At 71.8% G+C, this 17492-nt stretch carries 18 protein-coding genes; 7 read left to right on the top strand and 11 right to left on the bottom strand.

The window, feature by feature from the left end; all coding sequences use genetic code 11:
• Window positions 1-109 precede the first annotated feature (109 nt).
• The 3 genes from MWM08_RS25955 to MWM08_RS25965 are packed head-to-tail and all read right to left on the bottom strand — an operon-like array spanning window position 110 to window position 3365.
• Window positions 110-1537 carry an enolase-like domain-containing protein gene (locus MWM08_RS25955; protein ID WP_244457359.1) on the bottom strand — a complete coding sequence of 476 codons (1428 nt, stop codon included), beginning with the start codon at window positions 1535-1537 and terminating at the stop codon, window positions 110-112.
• Window positions 1534-2355: a sugar phosphate isomerase/epimerase family protein gene (locus MWM08_RS25960; protein ID WP_244457360.1), complete on the bottom strand. Its 822-nt coding sequence runs from the start codon at window positions 2353-2355 to the stop codon at window positions 1534-1536. Before MWM08_RS25960 ends, MWM08_RS25955 begins: the two co-directional genes overlap by 4 nt.
• Complete coding sequence (locus MWM08_RS25965; protein ID WP_244457361.1) at window positions 2355-3365, bottom strand: Gfo/Idh/MocA family protein; 1011 nt, start codon at window positions 3363-3365, stop codon at window positions 2355-2357. The genes MWM08_RS25960 and MWM08_RS25965 overlap by 1 nt, the downstream gene beginning before the upstream one ends.
• A 119-nt stretch (window positions 3366-3484) precedes the next feature.
• Here MWM08_RS25965 and MWM08_RS25970 point away from each other — a divergent pair, with 119 nt between their 5' ends.
• From MWM08_RS25970 to MWM08_RS25990, 5 genes are all read left to right on the top strand, one after another.
• On the top strand, window positions 3485-4288 hold the full coding sequence (locus MWM08_RS25970) for a GNAT family N-acetyltransferase (RefSeq protein ID WP_244457362.1): 804 nt from the start codon (window positions 3485-3487) through the stop codon (window positions 4286-4288).
• Window positions 4289-4423: 135 nt separating this feature from the next.
• Window positions 4424-5443 carry a Bug family tripartite tricarboxylate transporter substrate binding protein gene (locus MWM08_RS25975; RefSeq protein WP_244457363.1) on the top strand — a complete coding sequence of 340 codons (1020 nt, stop codon included), beginning with the start codon at window positions 4424-4426 and terminating at the stop codon, window positions 5441-5443.
• On the top strand, window positions 5440-5976 hold the full coding sequence (locus MWM08_RS25980; protein ID WP_244457364.1) for a tripartite tricarboxylate transporter TctB family protein: 537 nt from the start codon (window positions 5440-5442) through the stop codon (window positions 5974-5976). The genes MWM08_RS25975 and MWM08_RS25980 overlap by 4 nt, the downstream gene beginning before the upstream one ends.
• Window positions 5973-7469: a tripartite tricarboxylate transporter permease gene (locus tag MWM08_RS25985; RefSeq protein ID WP_244457365.1), complete on the top strand. Its 1497-nt coding sequence runs from the start codon at window positions 5973-5975 to the stop codon at window positions 7467-7469. The genes MWM08_RS25980 and MWM08_RS25985 overlap by 4 nt, the downstream gene beginning before the upstream one ends.
• Window positions 7470-7519: 50 nt before the next feature.
• Window positions 7520-8488 (top strand): Bug family tripartite tricarboxylate transporter substrate binding protein, encoded by a 969-nt coding sequence (locus tag MWM08_RS25990; RefSeq protein WP_244457366.1) that lies wholly within the window; start codon window positions 7520-7522, stop codon window positions 8486-8488.
• A 3-nt stretch (window positions 8489-8491) separates the two neighbouring features.
• Here the strand turns inward: MWM08_RS25990 and MWM08_RS25995 are convergent, their stop codons facing one another.
• Both MWM08_RS25995 and MWM08_RS26000 read right to left on the bottom strand, forming a co-directional pair.
• Complete coding sequence (locus tag MWM08_RS25995; protein WP_244457367.1) at window positions 8492-9502, bottom strand: Gfo/Idh/MocA family protein; 1011 nt, start codon at window positions 9500-9502, stop codon at window positions 8492-8494.
• Between the two features lie 5 nt (window positions 9503-9507).
• Window positions 9508-10509 (bottom strand): NAD(P)-dependent oxidoreductase, encoded by a 1002-nt coding sequence (locus MWM08_RS26000; protein WP_244457368.1) that lies wholly within the window; start codon window positions 10507-10509, stop codon window positions 9508-9510.
• Between the two features lie 175 nt (window positions 10510-10684).
• Here MWM08_RS26000 and MWM08_RS26005 point away from each other — a divergent pair, with 175 nt between their 5' ends.
• The gene (locus MWM08_RS26005; RefSeq protein ID WP_244457369.1) at window positions 10685-11644 is read left to right on the top strand and encodes a tripartite tricarboxylate transporter substrate binding protein; all 960 of its coding nucleotides are present in this window, start codon (window positions 10685-10687) and stop codon (window positions 11642-11644) included.
• A gap of 279 nt (window positions 11645-11923) precedes the next feature.
• Here MWM08_RS26005 and MWM08_RS26010 read toward each other — a convergent pair whose 3' ends face one another.
• Genes MWM08_RS26010 through MWM08_RS26035 form a run of 6 tightly spaced genes read right to left on the bottom strand, consistent with a single transcriptional unit; the run spans window position 11924 to window position 16756 of the window.
• Window positions 11924-12499: a DUF2585 family protein gene (locus MWM08_RS26010; protein ID WP_244457370.1), complete on the bottom strand. Its 576-nt coding sequence runs from the start codon at window positions 12497-12499 to the stop codon at window positions 11924-11926.
• Complete coding sequence (locus tag MWM08_RS26015; protein WP_244457371.1) at window positions 12496-13629, bottom strand: benzoate/H(+) symporter BenE family transporter; 1134 nt, start codon at window positions 13627-13629, stop codon at window positions 12496-12498. Before MWM08_RS26015 ends, MWM08_RS26010 begins: the two co-directional genes overlap by 4 nt.
• Window positions 13629-13997: a helix-turn-helix domain-containing protein gene (locus tag MWM08_RS26020; protein ID WP_244457372.1), complete on the bottom strand. Its 369-nt coding sequence runs from the start codon at window positions 13995-13997 to the stop codon at window positions 13629-13631. Before MWM08_RS26020 ends, MWM08_RS26015 begins: the two co-directional genes overlap by 1 nt.
• On the bottom strand, window positions 13994-14521 hold the full coding sequence (locus MWM08_RS26025) for a Smr/MutS family protein (RefSeq protein ID WP_244457373.1): 528 nt from the start codon (window positions 14519-14521) through the stop codon (window positions 13994-13996). The genes MWM08_RS26020 and MWM08_RS26025 overlap by 4 nt, the downstream gene beginning before the upstream one ends.
• A complete protein-coding gene (locus MWM08_RS26030; RefSeq protein WP_244457374.1) occupies window positions 14518-15327 on the bottom strand; it encodes a LutC/YkgG family protein in 810 nt (269 codons plus the stop codon). The genes MWM08_RS26025 and MWM08_RS26030 overlap by 4 nt, the downstream gene beginning before the upstream one ends.
• A gap of 4 nt (window positions 15328-15331) precedes the next feature.
• The gene (locus tag MWM08_RS26035) at window positions 15332-16756 is read right to left on the bottom strand and encodes a LutB/LldF family L-lactate oxidation iron-sulfur protein (RefSeq protein WP_244457375.1); all 1425 of its coding nucleotides are present in this window, start codon (window positions 16754-16756) and stop codon (window positions 15332-15334) included.
• Between the two features lie 154 nt (window positions 16757-16910).
• Between MWM08_RS26035 and MWM08_RS26040 the strand changes: the two genes are divergently transcribed.
• Complete coding sequence (locus MWM08_RS26040) at window positions 16911-17420, top strand: fasciclin domain-containing protein (RefSeq protein WP_244457376.1); 510 nt, start codon at window positions 16911-16913, stop codon at window positions 17418-17420.
• Window positions 17421-17492: the final 72 nt, after the last annotated feature.

A 17492-nucleotide genomic window follows, 5' to 3' on the forward strand; every position in this document is an offset into this window, starting at 1 on the left:
TTGGAGGGGCTATCGCGGGCCTTGGCAAGGGGAATCGCTCCTCGGCGCGGGACCGAAGGGCCTTGCCCCTCGGGCTCCCCACCAGGGGGCTGCGGCCCCTGACCGCGAGCTAGGGCCACATTGCCTTCGGCATGGCCTGCATGGGTGCGACATTCACATCCAGCGCAGACCCGAGGCCGATGGCGTCCACTACCGAACCCAACTCCAGCACGCCCTCGCGGATCGACAGGCGCGGGCCGCGCGGCGTGTCGGCATAGAGGTCCGCATGCGCCTCCATGAAGCGCACCGCATCGGCCCTGGACTGGCCCGAGAAACCATCCACGAAGTGATGGCCGTTGCGCTCCACATGCACCATGCCCATCGCGGCGACCAACGCCAGGTCCTGCTGCACGCATACACCGGCCAGCGTGGTCAGGTCCTCGGCACTCATGAAGAAGCGCGGTTCAGGTTCGGCGGCGTTCCAGGCGCGGCAGCGCGCAAGATTCACCAACGACCGCCAAACGCCCTTGCACGCCTTCGATGAAATGCCCGTGTAGCCCAGCGCCTTCGCCTGCACGAAGGCATCGAGAGGCCCGTCGCTTTCGTCCACGATCACCGGGCGCGCCGCCGCCAGCGCTGCCATTGGGCCCTCGAGCGCCTTGGCACGCTTCACCGGCTGCTCGATGAAGGCGATCGACGCGTTCAGCCGCGCCAGGCGCGGTTCCGCCTGCATGGCGCGCCACAGCGCGAGCACGCCCGCGGCATCCTCGTACTGTTCATTGCCATCGAGGCTGACCTGGTAGCCGTGCAGGCGATCCAGCACGGAGGCGATGCGGCACAGCCGGTCCACATCGGCCGCGACATTGCCGCCGACCTTCAGCTTCCACCAGGTATGGCGATAAGTGGCGGCAACCTCCTCGACCGTCTCGGGCAGGCCGTCATCGACGCGGCTGTCCTGGTCGGCGGCCGTAATCGGGTCCACCAGGCCGACCGTGTGGCGCGCATGCATCCGCCGCGCGGGCGTGAGCGAGCCGAGCATCGCGCCGAAATCGAAGCCTGGCAGGTCGGGCAGCACGCCGTGCGGCGTCATGCCGCCGATATTGGCGCGCAGGCCCTGCGCGAAGGATACGCCCTTGGCCTTCAGCAGCGCATCGAGCATCGCGCGGTCGAGCAGCGCGCGGCCATAGGACGCGACCAGCGGGTTCAGCGATTCCACCGCGCAGGCCGCGACATGCGCGGCATAGGCATCGGCGTAGTGGCCGAAGGCGGTGTTCGCGCCGGCCGCCAGCGTGGCCTGTTCCGCCAGTTCCAGCGCGCGGCGGAGCTGGTGCTCGTTCTGCGCATCGGACCAGCGCGGATCCTTGTCGAACCACTTGGCCGCGAGCGTCTCGGCCGCCACGCCCCAGTGTTCGCTGCCGTCCTCCAGCGCAATCCGCGCGCGGATCACTGCCTGGCGGCCGTGGGTGACGGTGATGACGCCGAAGCGGAAGGGCATGCGCAGCTTGAACGGCCATTCGAAGCGCTGCGTCTCCAGCAGGCGGAAGCGGGGGGCGGTCATGCGGGTTGTTCCTGCAGCGCGCGGAGGTAGCCGATCGCGCGCGCGGCGCTGGTCGGCCCGTCGGGAATGTAGTCGAAGGGTTCGACCGCCGCGAAGCCGGCGTAGCCCGTGGCGCGCAGCGCTTGCAGGACGGGGCCGAAGCGGTCGGCGCCCTGGCCCGGGCCGCGCTTGTTGCGGTCGTTCAGGTGGATATGCGCGATCAGGCCGGTGGGCATCCAGTGGTCGAGCAGCGCAGGGACCGACTCGGCCTCCCCGTTCCCGGCGGAGCAGGTGTCGAGCATGGTGCGCAGCGCGGGATTGCCGATGCGGTTCACGATGGCGGCGGCTTCCGCGACCGTGGTGCACCAGTTGGTTTGCCCGGCATCGAGCGGTTCCAGGCAATAGGTCACGCGATGCTGCGCGGCCCAGTCTCCGGCGCGGGCGATGGCGTCGTCCGCGCGCGCCGCATCGCCCTCGCCAGCGACGCGGCGCGCGCCGGGAGAGCCATGTACCAGCAGCGTTGCGCCGAGATCCGCTGCCAGCGCGACCAGGCGTTCCATCACATCCAGCGTGCGCGCGCGGGTGGCGGAATCGGCCGTCGTGATGGACAGGCCGGCAGGGGCGACCAGCAGCCAATGCAGGGAGGTGATGGTCGTGCCAGCGTCACTGGCCGCGCGCCGCAACTCGGCGCGGCGCGACGCGGGCAGCAGGTGCGGCGCCTCCGCATCCAGCGTGAAGGGGGCCACTTCCAGCCCGTCATAGCCGAGCGCGGCCGCCAGGTCGCATTGCGCGGCGAAGGGCATGTCGCGCACGACCTCGTTGCACAGGCTGATGCGCATCAGGCGATCTCCGTGAGCGACACGACGCGCGCTTCTGCCGCGGAACGCCGCGCCGCGTCCAGGATGCGCGCAGGGGCCAGCGCGCCATCGCGCAGGTTGGCCTCGGGTCCGCGGCGGCTGCGCACCGCCTCGAGAAAGGCGGCGAGTTCGGCGGCGACCACCTGCACCGGGTCGGCAGCGGGGATCGCGCATTCCTCGCGCGTGGCGTGGCGCGGCAGCCAAGCCCCGTTCGGCGCGGCTTCGTGGGACCCGCGGCGCAGCGCGAAGGTCTCGGCGGCGAAGTCGACTTCCGCCAGTGCGGCGCGGCCGGCGACGATAACCTCCTTGCGGGTCTCCGCCCCGGGCACCACGGCGTCGGGCCAGCGGCCGGGCAGCACGCAACCCGCTTCGATCAGCGCCGTGAGGCCGGAGGGGAAGATCAGCTGGATCACCGCCAGGTCCTCGCGCCCACGGCCGAGCGGGTCGGACAGTGTCGCGAAGACCCGCGCGGGGGTTTCGCCGGCGATCCAGGGCAGCAGATCGGCGAAATGCACTGCGTCGTTGAGCAGCGCGCCGGAATCGCCGCGCGCGCGTTTCACGCCGGAGAAGCGCGCTGCGAGGTGATGCAGCGCGCCGAACTCGCCCGCCGCGACCATGCGTCGCAGCGCCTGCGCCTTCGGATGGAAGCGGAAATACAGGCCGACCTGCGCGATGCGGCCTTCGCGTTCGGCCAGCGCGGCCAGTGCGGCGGACTCGGCGGCGGTCTCGGTCGCGGGCTTTTCCAGGAACAGGTCGCGACCCGCGCGCAGCACGGCGGTCGCGAGCGGCACGTGCGTCGGCACCGGCGTGGCGATGATGACGGCGTCGCTGACGGCGATGCCGGCCTCGATGCTATCGGCCACCGTGCAGCCGGTGGCGCGGGCCGCGGCAACGTCGGGGTCGAACACCGTCGGTGCCACGCCCAGGCTGCGCAGCGCCGCGACGTGCACGCGCCCGAAGGCACCGCAGCCGAGCAGCAGGAGGCGGGGCATCGCACGGTCCATGCCGCCGAGTGGGCGGGTTGCGCGCCGGCGCGTCAAGCGGGCTTGGGGGACGCGACGGCGCACGCCGGGCGCTTGACGGCGCGCAACCCCCGGCGTGGCATTGCGCCATGCGAACGCTGACACCGGATGACCTGCCTCGCGCTGCCGCGCTGTCGCGCCTGGTGGGCTGGAACCAGGTCGAGCGCGACTGGGCGCTGTTCCTGCAGGAGGGCGCGGGGTGCACGGTGGATGACGGGCGGGATGCGCTCGGCGCCACCGCGGCGGTGATCCGCTACGGGGACTCGCTGGCCTGGATTTCCATGGTGCTGGTGCGCCCCGACCTGCGACGCCAGGGCCACGCCACGGCGCTGATGCGGTGGGCGACGGGCGCCCTGGACGGTGTGCGCTGCGCCGCGCTGGACGCGACGCCGGCGGGGCGCGAGGTCTACGCGAGGCTCGGCTTCCGGGACCTGTGGGGTTTCGCGCGCTGGTCGCTGCCGGCGGCGCTGCCCCTCGCACCCGGCCCACGCCTGCTGCGCGATGCCGATTGGCCGGCCGTGCTGGCGCTGGATGCGGCCGCCTTCGGTGCACCGCGCGCGGCGCTGCTGCGCGACTTCGCAGCGCGGTCGCCGGCCTTCGTACTCGAAGGCGGGGCCGGCTTCGTGCTGACACGCGACGGTGCCCGCGGGCCGCAGGTCGGTCCCGTGGTGGCGCGCGACGGCGCCGCGGCGTGCGCGCTGGTCGCGGCCGCGCGCGCCGCATTGCCGGGAGCGGCGGTGATCGACCTGCCCGATGCGCGCGCCGGCCTCGCGGATTGGATCGCGACGCATGGCGGCACGCTGCAGCGGCCCTTCACGCGCATGGCGCTGGGTGCGGCGACGCCAGGGGACGCGACGCTGTTGGCCGCCGTCGCCGGGCCGGAATTCGGCTGACGCGCGAAGGTACGTCGTGGCCGGGCTTGGTGGCACCGCCTTGACGGCGCGCCGAACGCCGCCGCACCATCGCGGTAACCACAAGGTTACTCCGGCACGATGCCGCGCCGCAGCACAAGGGAAGGGGTTCAGGACATGCTTCGCAGGCAACTGATCGCTGCCACGGCCGCCGGTCTCGCCGTGCCCGCCGCGCTGCGCGCGCAGCCCGCCTGGCGCCCCGAGCGTCCGGTGACCCTCATTGTGCCCTGGGCCGCCGGTGGGTCTACCGACCAGATGGCACGCATCGTGGCGGCCGAGCTGGAAGCCCCGCTCGGCCAGCGCGTGGTGGTGGTGAACCAGCCGGGGGCATCCGGTTCGATCGGCACGCGCAATGCGCTCGAGGCGCCGAAGGATGGCCTGACCTGGGCCGCCGGCGCGGCGGTGGATGTGGGCTGCTACAAGGTGCTCGGCCTGCTGGATACGCAGCTGGCGGATTGGAACCTGTTCTTCGCCGTGGCCAATGTGAACGTGCTGGTGGCGAACCCGCAATCCGGCTTCCGTGACTTCGGCGCCGCGCTGGAAGCGCTGAAGACCCGCGGCCAGGGCATCGGCATCGCGACCGCGGGTGTGTCCTCGGCCGGGCACAACATGATGGAGGCGCTGCGCGCGGCCACCCAGCTGCAGTACCGCCACGCGACCTATGATGGCGGCAACCCCGCGATGATCGCGACCGTGTCCGGCGAGACGCAGCTGGGTGCGGTGCTGCTGGTGGAAGCGGCCGAGATGATCCGCGCGCGGCGCCTGGTGCCGCTCGCGGTCCAGGCCGAGAACCCGGTCACGCTCGCCGCGCAGGGCAATGTGGCAGCGATCGAGATCCCGTCCGTGCGGCGCTGGCTGCCGAACATCCCCGCGCCGCTCAACTACTTCGGCATCTGGTCGCCCAAGGGCGTGCCGGCCAATGTGGTGCAGACCATGACGACGCTGTGGACGAACACCATCGCCAATTCGCAGCGCCTGAAGGACTACGCCAATTCCCGCGCGGCGCTGTTCACGCCGCTGTCCGGCCAGGCCGCGCATGATGAGGCGTGGAAGATGGTGCGCCAGACCGCCTGGCTGTATTTCGACGGCGGCAAGGCGCAGGTCAGTCCCGAGACGCTGGGCATCGCGCGACTTTGAGCGAGGCGGCGCAGGAGGCCGAGTCCCCCTTCGACGGGGAGAAGGCGCCGGCCTCGCCCCGCGCCGACCTGGTCACGGCAGCGGTGCTGTTCGCGCTCGGCATCGCCATCGTGCAGCAGGCCTGGAACATGCCGCGCTTCGTCGAGCAATCGGGCACGGGGCTGACGGCGCCGGGCATCGTGCCGGGCTTCTACGGCGCGATGCTGTCGCTGCTGGCCGGCGTGCTGGGCCTGCGTGCCATGCGACGCGGCGGCTGGGCGGTGCGCGCGGCGCGTGCCAAGGCCACCGATGACGGGCGGCGCCTGCTCACGGCCGCGGTGCTGGGCGTGATGTATGCCGGCGTGCTGGTCGGGCGCGTGCCGTTCTGGATGGCCTCGGCGCTATTCGTCTTCGCCTTCACCACCGCCTTCGAATGGGACCAGGGGCCGGAGCGCCGGCTGCGGCGCGTGGTCGAAGCCGCGCTGATCGGGCTGGGCACCGGCGTCGCGGTGACCATGGTGTTCGAAAAGCTGTTCCTGCTGCGCCTGCCGTGACCAACCCCTTCGACATGCTGCTGGGCGGCTTCGCGCACGTGCTGGGCGGCGGCGCGGTTTGGCATGCGCTATGGGCGGTGCTGATCGGCATCGTCATTGGCGCGCTGCCGGGGCTGACCGCGACCATGGGCGTCGCGCTGTTGACCACGCTGACCTTCGGCATGGGGCCGAATGTGGCGATGCTGGTTCTGGTCTGCGTGTATGTGGGCGCGATCTATGGCGGGTCGCGCAGCGCCATCCTGCTGAACATTCCCGGTACGCCGGCGAGCGCGGCCTCCACGCTCGATGGCTTTCCGTTGGCGCGGCAGGGCCTGGCGGGGCGTGCGATGGGGATCTCCACCGCGGGGTCCTGGGTCGGCACGCTGTTCGGCACGGTGATCCTCGCGCTGTTTGCGCCGTCCTTCGGCGAATTCGCATTGCAGTTCGGATCCTACGAGATGTTCTGGGTGGCGATGTTCGGCATCGTCATCGCCGGGTCGCTGTCCGGCGGCGATCCGCTGAAGGGGTACATCGCGGGCTTTCTCGGCCTGTTCGTCGCGACGATCGGGCAGGAGACCAACCACGCCTATGCGCGCTTCGCTTATGGCAATGGCGATCTGGCCGGCGGGCTGGGGTTGCTGCCGGTGCTGGTCGGCGTGTTCGGCGTGGCGGAGGTCCTGTCGGCCATGCGCGGGCCGGCGGTGAAGGCGGTGTCGTCGAAGATCGACAGCGTCATCCCGCGCATCGGCGACGTCACGAAGTACTGGAAGACCGTGCTGCGATCGGGTGCGCTTGGCACCTTCATCGGCGCCATGCCCGGGTTGGGCGAGGACATCGCCGCTTGGACCTCCTACGCCGCGGCCAAGCGCGCGAGTGCGGAGCGCGAGAAATTCGGCCGCGGCAGCATCGAGGGGCTGATGGCCGCGGAGACCGGCGAGAGCGCCTGCGTGCCGGGCGCCATCATCCCGGTGCTGACGCTGGCGGTGCCCGGTTCCGCGCCCGCCGCGGTGCTGATGGCGGCAATGATGATCCACGGGCTGAATCCCGGGCCCATGCTCGCGATCACCTCGCCGGAATTCATCTATCAGATCGTCGCGATGCTGGTGGTGGCCGACATGGTGAAGCTGTTCTACGGGCTGATCCTGGTGCGCCCGCTGCTGTGGATCCTGCTGATCCCGCGTGCGCGGCTGATGCCGGTGGTCTTCGTGCTGTGCACGGTGGGTGCCTTCGCCATCACCTCCCGCCTTTTCGACATCTGGGTCATGCTCGGCGCCGGGCTGGTGGGCTTCATCCTGCGGGAATTGCGCTTCCCGATGGCGCCGCTGGTGCTCGGCATCGTGCTGGGCGACCTGCTGGACAAGAACCTCCTGCGCGGGCTGGTGCTGTCCGGGGGCGATGTGACGCCCTTCTTCACGCGACCGATCAGCATGGGGCTGTGCGTGCTGACGCTGGCGGCGGCGGCCTGGTCGATCCCGGGGGTGGCGGGGCTGTTGCGGCGGCGGCGCGCGGCCTGACAGGCACGGCGATTGCAAAGCCTCCCGCCGGAATATCGGGAGAGACCCTCATGCATCGTCGCGCGTTGCTGATCGCCACCGCCGCCATCGCCGCCGCATCGCGCGCTTCCGCGCAGGAAGCCTGGCCGTCGCGGCCCACCACCATCGTCGTGCCCTATGTGCCCGGCGGCCCATCCGACATCCTGGCGCGCACGCTGGCGCAGCAACTGCAGGCGCGGCTTGGGCAGCCCTTCGTGGTGGAAAACCGCACCGGGGCGAATGGTGCGGTGGCTGCACAATACGTGGCACGCCAGGCACCGGACGGTGCGACGCTGTTCGTGGCTGCCAGCGGCATCCTGACCATCAACCCGCTGATGATGCCGCGCATCGGCTATGATTCGCTGCGCGACTTCACGCCGGTCACCATCGCCATCAGCGCGTCGAACCTGCTGGTGGTGAACCCCTCGGTCCCGGCGAGCACTCTGCCCGAATTGATCGCCTGGCTGCGCGCCAATCCCGATCGAGCGTCGTATGGCAGTTCGGGCATCGGGTCGTCGGAGCACCTGGGCATGGAGCTGTTCACCCAGCGCACCAATACGCGCGCGACGCATGTGCCCTACCAGGGCGGCGGTGCGGCGGTGACGGACCTGGTGGGCGGCACGCTGCAGATGGCGCTGCTCAACATGGCGACGGTGCTGCCGCAGGTGCAGGCGGGGCGGCTGCGCGCCATCGCGATCGGCGGGCGCGCGCGGCATCCGCTGCTGCCGGAGGTACCCACGGTGATGGAGGCCGGTGTGGCGGATTTCACCTCCGGGTCGTGGCACAGCATCGTGGCCCCGCGCGGCATGGCGGACCCGCTGGCCGAGCGCATCCATGCCGAGGTGACGGCGGCGCTGCGCACGCCGGAGGTTGCCCAGCGCCTGGGGGCCACGGGCTTCGCGGTGGAGGCCGGTAGCCGCGCCGAGCTGACCGCGACGATCGAGGGCGAGACGGCGCGCTGGCGCGACGTGGTCAGCCGTGCGGGGCTGGCGGCGGGGTAGGCGTCAGGGCGACTGCGGCACGCCGGTCTGCGCGCTGCGCAGCCAGGCCTCGATCAGCCGCTGCACCGGCAGGCCGGTGGCGGCGTCGTTCACCGGCACGCGGCGCTGCGCGATGGCGTCGATCACCTCGGCGATCATGGCGCGGTGCGGGCCATGGTCGAAGGCCATGGGGTCGGCGCCACCGCCGCCGGCGCTGCCGTGGTCGATCACTTCCGGTGCGCGACCCACGATGTGCAGGTCGAGCCGTTCGGCCGCGAGCACAGCGCTGCCGCGCGTGCCTGCGATCTCGATGCGCTCCGGGAAGCCGGGGCGCGCGACGGTGGTGGCGTCGATCGCACCGATCGCGCCATTCGCGAAGCGCAGCGCGGCGGCGGCGATGTCCTCGGTGTCGATGGCGCGCAGGCCCGATGTGCGCGCGAAGCCGGTCACACTGGCGACGGGCCCGGCCAGGTGCAGCAGCAGGTCGATGCTGTGGATGGCTTGCGTCAGCAGCACGCCGCCGCCGTCGCGCGCCAGCATGCCGCGGCCAGGTGTCGCGAAATAGGCATCGTCGCGCCACCAGCGGATCGACGCGGAGGCCGAGAGGATCTCGCCCAGCGCGCCATCGTCCAGCGCTGCCTTCAGGCGTTGCGCGGCGGGGCGGAAGCGGTGCTGGAACACGACGGCGGCGCGGCGGCCGGCACGCGCGGCGGCCTCCACCAGCGCCTGCGCGCGCGCGGCATCCCATTCGACAGGCTTCTCCACCAGGACGTCGGCACCTGCGGCGAAGGCCTGTTCGGCCAGCGGCAGGTGCGTGCGCGGCGGGGTGAGCACCAGCACGAGGTCGAGCCCCGGCGCGGCGAGAAGTGCGTCGACCCGCCCGAAGACCGGCCAGCCCCAGGCGGCGGCGAAGGCGGCACGGCGATCGCCCGAGGGCGCGAAGCCGCCGACCACACGCAGGCGGCCCGCGGCCTCCAGGTCGCGCAGCGCCAGCGCATGCGGCTTCACCGCCAGGCCGAGGCCAACGATGCCCACGCCGATCATGTCGTGGGCACGCCGATGCGTGCGAGGCGATGGGCGGCGGCGGCGTTCACCGCGTTGTCGGGCAATTCGCCGCGCGCGAGCGCCGCCACCTGGCGCACCGTGTCCATTGCCTGGTGCTCCATGGCCTCCGGCGTTTGGCCGGCGATATGCGGCGCCGCCAGCACGTCCGGCCGGCGTGCGAGGAAGGCCGAGGGCCGCTGGTCCTGGGCGCGACCTACGTCCATCGCGGCGCCGGCGAGCTGCCCACTGTCGAGGGCTGCTTCCAGCGCGCGTTCGTCCACCAGCTCCCCGCGCGAGAGGTTGATGAAGCGCGCGCCGCGCTTCATGCGCGCGAAAGCCGTGGCGTCGAACAGGTCGCGCGTCTCGGGGATGGAAATGGCCAGGCAGACGACGATGTCCGACGCGGCCAGCAGCGCCGCGAAATCGAGCTTCGTGATGCGCGGATCCTCGACAGCCGCATGCGGGTCGCTCACCAGCACGCGCATGCCGAGTGCGAGCGCCACCTCGGCAAGGCGCCGCCCGATGCGGCCGTATCCGACGATGCCGAGCGTGGAGGCCGAGAGTTGCAGGCCCATCCGACCCTGCGGTTCCTCGCCCCGCCGATAGGCGGCGGCATAGCCCGACAGGTCGCGCGCCAGGTCCACCATGAAGCCGAGCCCGACCTCGGTCACGCTGTCCACGAAGCCTGGCGTGGCACGGGTGATCAGCACGCCGGCGGCGCTGGCGGCCGGCACATCGATCGTGCTGATGTCGACCGCGACGCGCAGGAAGGCGACCAGGTCCGGGGCGGCGCCAAAGGTCTGGTCCGTGCCGGGCGTGGCGCGGTCCGCCACGATCGCCTGGCAGCCGCGCGCCGCCTCCGCCAGCGCGGCGCCGGACAGCACTGCATCGCCCGGGTTGCGCACCACCTCCGCGTGCTGGCGCAAGGCCGCGAGCGCGCGTTCGCCGTAGTAGCCGGCGAACATCTCCGGCGTATGCGCCAGGAACACCTTGAGCATGGTCGCGTCCTCCCCGATTTCGCGGGAGCCTATCGTGGTGTGTTCGTAAAGTCTTTGCAGAACCGCGCACGCGCCGGTTGAAGGCTTTACGCCTTCACGCGCGCCGCGCGTGTTTACCCCTGCCGCAACAGCGCATTCATCGGCATGTGAGCGGCCCGTTCCTGAGGAGGACCGCATGACGCTGCTGACCCGTCGCGCCGCGCTCGGCGCCCTGGCCGCCACCCCCTTCGCCGCGCCGGCGATCGCGACGCCGTGGCGACCGGACCGGCCGGTCGAATTCGTGGTGGGTTTCGCGGCCGGCGGCGGCACGGACATCGTGGCGCGGCTGTTCGCGCGGCACCTGGAACCGCGGCTCGGCCAGCCGGTCACGGTGGTGAACCGCCCGGGGGCGTCGTCGGAGATCGCGCTGACCTATGTGTCGCGCGCGCGGCCGGACGGGCATGTTATCGGCCTGACCAACATGCCGTCCTTCGTGACCGTGCCGGTCGAGCGCCGCGCGCAGTACACGCTCGATTCCTTCGCCTTCGTCGGTAACATCATGACCGACGCGACCGGGCTGATGGTGAAGGCCGACGGTCCGTTCCGCAGCCTCGAGGACCTGGTCCGCGCCGGTCGCGAGCGGCCCGAGCAGATCGTGGTCTCGACCTCCGGCATCGGCACCGACGACCACCTGCTGATGGTGATGCTGGAACAGCAGACCGGCGCGCGCTTCACGCTGGTGCATTTCAACGGCGCGCCGCAGCAGCGCACCGCGCTGATGGGTGGTCAGGTGCAGGCGAACACCGTGTCGATCGGCGAATACGCGCCGGCGCCGGACGGCATGCGCTTCATCGCCCATGGCGGCGCCGAGCGCAGCCGCTTCGCGCCCGAGACCCCGACCATGAAATCGATGGGCCTCGAGATCGAGATGTATTCCGAGCGCGGCATCGTGATGCCCGCCAGCACGCCACCGGCCATCCTGGAACGGATGCGTGAGGCCGCGCGCGAGGCGGCCGCTGACCCGGCGACGCGCGCGACTTTCGAGGCGCAGTTCATCGAGCCGAACTACGAACCCGGCCCGGTTTGGGAAGGGCGGATGCGCCGCGTGCAGGGCACCTACGCCGACCTGTGGCGGCGCACGCCCTGGCGGGCGTAGCTTTTTTCGCCCTCGAACGCCGGGCGCCGGCATCCGCCGGCTTGGCTTCGCGCCACGCACTGGTGCGCCGGGCGCGACTGAGGGTCTGGGCGCGGTCGAGCCTTGCGCTCCCGGATCGCGGCGGGGCCGCGATCCGCAGTTTTCGCCTTCTAACGATGGTCGCCGGCATGCGCCGGCTTGGCTTGCGCGCCGTGCAATGGCGCGCCCGGCGCGACTGACGTGCCGGGTGCGGTCGCGCCGTGCGCTACCGGATCGCGGCCCGCCGCGATCCGATGGGCGTCATCGTCCGCTCGGCGCGCCCTGCATCTGCCACTCGCGCAGCGCCTCCAGCGGCCAGACCAGCATGATCACGTTCATCAGCAGGTTGTCGCGGATCATCCAAGCCGCCAGCGCCTCCATGCCCAGCACGATCAGCACCGAGGCCAGCACCGGCAGGCGCGCGGCCAGGAAGAACCCCACCAGCATCGAAACGCCATCGCCGAAGGAATTCACGATACTGTCGCCGTGGTAGTCAAGCGACGCCGTCACCTCGCGATACCGGTCGATGATGAGGGACGTGTTCTCCACCACCTCCCACGCGCCTTCCAGTAGCAACGCCGCCACGGCGCGCCAGGCGACACTCCAGCGCGGCGCCACGAAGCGCAGCGCGGCGTAGAAAATGAAACCGTGCGCGATGTGCGACAGTGTGTACCAGTCCGTCAGGTGCTGCGAATTTCCCGATGACCACACATCGCCATGCCACAGCGAGACATAGCCGCAGGAGCAGATCCAGATCCGCCCGATGGCATGCTGGATCAGCGCCACCGCGGCCAGGATCGCCGCCATCGCCGCCCAGGGCACCCATCGCGCGCTCATGCCCGCCACCGCGCCAGCGCCATCATCGCCCCCCCTGCCAACAGGCCCCAGAACGCGCCACCGATGCCGAGGAACGCTACGCCGGACGCGCTGACTACGAAGCATACCAGCGCTGCCTCGCGGGCCTGCGGCGCCTGCACAGCGCCGAGCATCGCGCCCCCGAAGGGCCCCAGCAACGCAAGCCCCGCCACCGCCTGGATCAGCACCGGCGGCGCGGCGGCCACGAAGGCCGTCACCGCACCCGCCAGCAGGCCGAACACCACATAAACGGCGCCCGCCACCACCGCCGCGACCCAGCGCCGCGCGGGGTCCGGCCCGGCGCCCTCGCCGGCGCACAAGGCGGCGGTGATCGCCGCCAGGTTCACCGCATGGCTGCCGAACGGCGCGGCGGCCAGGCTGAACAGCCCGGTGGTGGTGAACAGGGGGCCGGCCTCCGGCCGGTAGCCATTCGCCGATAGCACCGCCAGGCCCGGTATGTTCTGCGACGCCATGGTCACGATGAACAGCGGCAGCGCGATGCCGGTGATGGCGCTGAAGGTCAGCGTGGGCAGCACGAACTCCGGCTGCGGCAGCCAGCCCGTCGTGGGCAGGGGCGCGGTGGCCGCGATCACGCCGACCGCGACCGCCACCGCCGCCGGGACCGCCAGCAGCCGGTTGATCCGCGCCACGACCGCCCAGGCCAGCACGATCGCAAGGCCCGCCACCGGCTGTTCCGCCACCGCGCGCACCGGGGCCAGGCACAGCACGAACAGGATGCCCGCCAGCATGGCGTTCGCGAGCGGAGCCGGGATCGCTGCCACTGCGCGCCCAAGCGGCTTCCATAGCCCCGCCACCGTCAGCAGCACGCCACAGACCATGAACGCGCCGACCGCCTCCGAGAAGCCGCCCGCGGGTGCCGCGGTGGCCGCCAGCAGCGCCGCGCCCGGTGTGGACCAGGCGACGCTGATGGGCAGCCGCAGCCTTAGAGACAACACCATGCCCGCGAGGCCCATCGCGACCGACAGCGCCATCAGTCCCGACGCCGCCTGCGACGGGTTCGCGCCCACCGCCACCAGCCCCTGCAGCACCACCGCGAAGGAGGAGGCGAAGCCCACGAAGCCCGCGAGCAATCCGGCCGAGACCGCCTGCATCAGCGCCTGGCCTTTGGCAGCCGGTCGAGCACGGCGGCGATCTGCGCGGCGGCGGCCGGTGTCACGTGGCGGATCTCGCGCGCCAGGCGGTTCGCGAGTTCCGTGACCTCCGGCGCCAGGCCTGCGGTGTCGAGCACGGCGCGCGGGTGGGATTCGCGCGCGAGGCGGTTGAGGTCCTCGGCATCGTCCCAGATCAGGCCGAAATACTCGTTCACCTGATGCACCAGCCCGGCCGAGGGTCGCCCGCGGCGGCCGTGCTCCAGCGCCGAGAGATAGGCGGCGGAGACCTGCAGCGCCGCCGCCAGGTCCTTCAGCGTGACGCCGCGCTGGGTGCGGAGTTCGCGCAGGCGGGCGCCGAAGGGCGTCATTTGCGCCGGCGCAGCAGCAGGTGCACCGCCCCGGTGTTGGCGCTGTGCGGATGCGCTGCCCCCAGCAGGATGCGCCGCAGGTCGGGCGCGTTCAGCCAATGCGGCAATTCGCGGCGCAGCACGCCGCCCTCGGGCGAGGAACCGCGGCCGGTGATGACGGCCACGCAGCGCAGACCATCGGCGTAGGCATCGGCGAGGAAGGCGTGGACGGCGGCATGCGCGTCCTGCGCGCGGCGGCCGTGCAGGTCGATGCTGCGCTCGGGCCGGATGCGCCCGCGCCGCAGGTCGCGCCAGCGGCGGTCGTCGAGGCCGGAGGGCGGCGTGTTCACGGCGATGTCGGGCGGTGACCAGCGCGGCGCGGGCGTAGGCGCGGCCGGCGGCGGTGGGTTGACCGCAACCGGCACGGGCGGGGCCGGCGGCGCGGGCGGGAGTTCGCGGCCAGGCAGCGGCGCAACCTCGGCGGCATAGGCGCGCCAGAGGGCGCGGTCGGCCTCGGTCAGGCCGCGGAGGCGGCGGCGGGTCATGCCTCCGGCGGGGTCGTGGAGCCGGCACCGCCCCTCGCGCGCCGCGGCCGGGCGGGCTTCGCTGCGGCGCCGTCGTGGGTCTCGGCCGGCGCTTCCGGCGGCGACCCCTCGGGCGCCTGCGCTTCGTCATCCAGCAGCACGATGTGCAGCCGGCGTGGGCCATGGGCGCCGAGCTCCAGCGTCTGCTCGATATCCGCGCTGCGCGACGGGCCGGTCACCAGCATGACGTTGCGCGGCATGAATCCGCCCGTGGTGGTGTCGGTGCGTTCGCGGCGCAGGATGTCCCAGGCTTCCTCGTAGGCGCCGACCACGCGGCTGGCGCGCAGCACGACGATCTCGGTCTCCGCCAGCAGGTTCAGCGTGGTGGGCCGCGTGGCGTCGGAGGGCAGCATCAGCGTGCCGGTCTCTGCGATGGCGGCGTAGCCGTGCTGCACCGAGACGGCGTCGGACGGATCGGCGCGGCGCGCCTCGAAGCGCAGCAGCGGGCGGTCGGACCACGGGAGTGCAGCCAGGTCCGGATGCGGTGCCAGCACGAAGCGCGGCTCCAGGTTCTGCTGCGCGAGGTAATCGGCGATGGCGGCGGGAATCTCCGCGGCATCGGTCACGCGCGCGACGGTGCCGAATTCCTTCTCAACGTTGCGGACGAACAGCGCGAGCTGTTCGGGCCGCGGCACGCGCGAACGTGCCGGGATCAGGTGGCGCGGATGGGTCGCGAGCCGTCCATCCAGCATGGCGCGCTGGTCGGCCGGCAGCGGGCCGCGCTTCAGGCCGCGGCGGATGGCGCCGAGGATGGCGTCCTTGGTCATGCGATCAACGCTTCCGCTGCTGCTGCGCGTATCGCGCCATGAAGGTGCCGCCCTCGGGCACCGGCAGGTCTCGCCCCGCGGTCCAGCCGCCGGCCAGCGGCAGCGAGCGGAACGCGCCCTTGCCACGACCGAGCAGCTTCAGCGCGCCGATCGCCGTGCGCGTGGCGATGCGATATGCCTGCGGCCGCTTGGCGAACCAAGCCCACAGCCCCAGCCCGCGCCGCATCGCGCCGGGTGTGAGGTGCCGTTCGAATTCCCGTTCGCGCCAGTGACGCATCAGGTTCGGCAGCGGGATCTTTACGGGACAGACGCTCTCGCATTTGCCGCAGAAGGTGGAGGCGTTGGGCAGATGCCCCGCCTTGTCCACGCCGACCAGCGACGGCGTCAGCACCGACCCCATCGGTCCCGGATAGACCCAGCCATAGGCATGCCCGCCCGTCGCGCCATAGACCGGGCAGTGGTTCATGCAGGCCGCGCAGCGGATGCAGCGCAGCATGTCCTGGAACTCGCTGCCGATCATGTTCGACCGGCCATTGTCGATCAGCACCACGTGGTATTCCTCGGGGCCATCGAGGTCGCCGGGCCGCCGCCCGCCGGTGCTGAAGGTAGTGTAGACGGAGAAATCCTGGCCCGTGGCGGAGCGCGCGAGCAGCCGCAGCAGCGACGTCGCGTCCTCCAGCGTGGGCACCACCTTCTCGATCGACGCGAGCGCGATGTGCACGCGCGGCAGCGTCTGCGTCAGGTCGCCATTGCCCTCGTTCGTCACGATCACCGACGAGCCTGTCTCCGCGATCAGGAAGTTCGCGCCGGTGATGCCGACATCGGCGGCGAGGAAGCGGTCGCGCAGCCTGGTACGCGCCTCGGTCAGGATGTCGCGGCGTTCGTTGAACACGCGGTTGGGGTCGAGGTCGGTGTGCATCCGCCGGAAGTCGGCTTCCCAATCCTCACGGTTCAGGTGGAAGGCGGGGGCGATGATGTGCGACGGGTGCTCACGCCGCAGTTGGATGATGTATTCGCCGAGGTCGGTCTCGACCGGCACGATGCCGTTCGCCTCGAGGTGGTCGTTGACCCCGATTTCCTCGGAGATCATCGACTTGCCCTTGGTGACGGTGCGCGCGCCGGCCGCCTGGCAGATGCGCAGCACGGCCGCGCGGGCATCCTCGGCGGTCGAGCACCAATGCACCGTGCCACCCGCGCGTTCGACGTTCGCGGCATAGGTTTCCAGGTAGAAATCCAGGTTCGCCAGGGTGTGGTTCTTGATGTCGCGGCCGATGTCGCGCAGCGCCTCGAATTCCGGCAGTCGGGAGACGGCCTCGGCCCGGCGCTGCAGGAAGGCGCCCTTGGCCTTGCCGAGCGCCTTCTGCAGCCCGGTATCGGCCAGCGCGCGCGCGGCGTTCTGCTTGAAGGCGGGGGAGGTGACCTGGACCAAGGCGGGGCATCCTGCGTGTGCGCCGCAATGTAGCGCGAAAGCGCGGTTCGGACAGGCCGGGCCGTCTCGGGGCTTGCCCTATGCCTCCCGCGGCGCGAAAAGGCCGCGGCCCCATGCGAGGGGCCGATTCGCGCCCAGTCATGGAGATGCGCCGGTGATCACGCGTCGTTCCCTTTTCGTCGCCGGCGGCTCGGCCCTGGCCCTGGCCGGCTGCGAGACCGCGCAGGTGACGGCCGATGGCCGCTTTCCGATCATGGACGTGCTCGGGATCGTGCCGGAGGTGTCGGATTTCCGGTCCGCCCTGCGCCGCGCCGACCTGGCCGACCTGCTGAACAGCCCTGGCCCCTTCACGGTCTTCGCGCCGACCAACCTGGCTTGGGGCGGCGCCCCGGCCAGCTTCCGGGACGGCGGGGCGGCATCGCTGCGCAACCTGATCGCCGGCGGACGCCTGGGCCTGCGTGACATCCAGGCGCGCGGCGGGCGGGTGCGGATGCTGAGCGGCATCGACATCCGCGTGGTCGGCGGCACGCCGACCGAACCGCGCATCCAGGCTGCGCGCGCGGGTGCGGCACCGTCGGGGGCCTCGGCCTCGGTCGTCCGGCCGAACATCCTGTGCAGCAACGGGTTTATCCACGTCATCGGTGGCGTGCTGATCCCGGCCTGATCCCGGCTTCCGATCGCGGCAAAGCCGAGATCGGGGCGTTTTCCTCCGTCAACCGGCGGGCGGCTGGCCTCC

The sequence above is a fragment of the Roseomonas fluvialis genome (assembly GCF_022846615.1).
Taxonomy (GTDB): Bacteria; Pseudomonadota; Alphaproteobacteria; order Acetobacterales; family Acetobacteraceae; genus Neoroseomonas; species Neoroseomonas fluvialis.

Bases quoted from the DNA above. Each gene is read 5' to 3' on its own strand.
- MWM08_RS26015 (WP_244457371.1), bottom strand. From the start codon at position 13,629: ATGCAGGCGGTCTCGGCCGGATTGCTCGCGGGCTTCGTGGGCTTCGCC.
- MWM08_RS25965 (WP_244457361.1), bottom strand. From the start codon at position 3,365: ATGCCCCGCCTCCTGCTGCTCGGCTGCGGTGCCTTCGGGCGCGTGCAC.
- MWM08_RS26000 (WP_244457368.1), bottom strand. From the start codon at position 10,509: ATGCTCAAGGTGTTCCTGGCGCATACGCCGGAGATGTTCGCCGGCTAC.
- MWM08_RS25990 (WP_244457366.1), top strand. From the start codon at position 7,520: ATGCATCGTCGCGCGTTGCTGATCGCCACCGCCGCCATCGCCGCCGCA.
- MWM08_RS26005 (WP_244457369.1), top strand. From the start codon at position 10,685: ATGACGCTGCTGACCCGTCGCGCCGCGCTCGGCGCCCTGGCCGCCACC.
- MWM08_RS26010 (WP_244457370.1), bottom strand. From the start codon at position 12,499: ATGAGCGCGCGATGGGTGCCCTGGGCGGCGATGGCGGCGATCCTGGCC.
- MWM08_RS26020 (WP_244457372.1), bottom strand. From the start codon at position 13,997: ATGACGCCCTTCGGCGCCCGCCTGCGCGAACTCCGCACCCAGCGCGGC.
- MWM08_RS25955 (WP_244457359.1), bottom strand. From the start codon at position 1,537: ATGACCGCCCCCCGCTTCCGCCTGCTGGAGACGCAGCGCTTCGAATGG.
- MWM08_RS25970 (WP_244457362.1), top strand. From the start codon at position 3,485: ATGCGAACGCTGACACCGGATGACCTGCCTCGCGCTGCCGCGCTGTCG.
- MWM08_RS26030 (WP_244457374.1), bottom strand. From the start codon at position 15,327: ATGACCAAGGACGCCATCCTCGGCGCCATCCGCCGCGGCCTGAAGCGC.
- MWM08_RS25960 (WP_244457360.1), bottom strand. From the start codon at position 2,355: ATGCGCATCAGCCTGTGCAACGAGGTCGTGCGCGACATGCCCTTCGCC.
- MWM08_RS25975 (WP_244457363.1), top strand. From the start codon at position 4,424: ATGCTTCGCAGGCAACTGATCGCTGCCACGGCCGCCGGTCTCGCCGTG.
- MWM08_RS26025 (WP_244457373.1), bottom strand. From the start codon at position 14,521: ATGACCCGCCGCCGCCTCCGCGGCCTGACCGAGGCCGACCGCGCCCTC.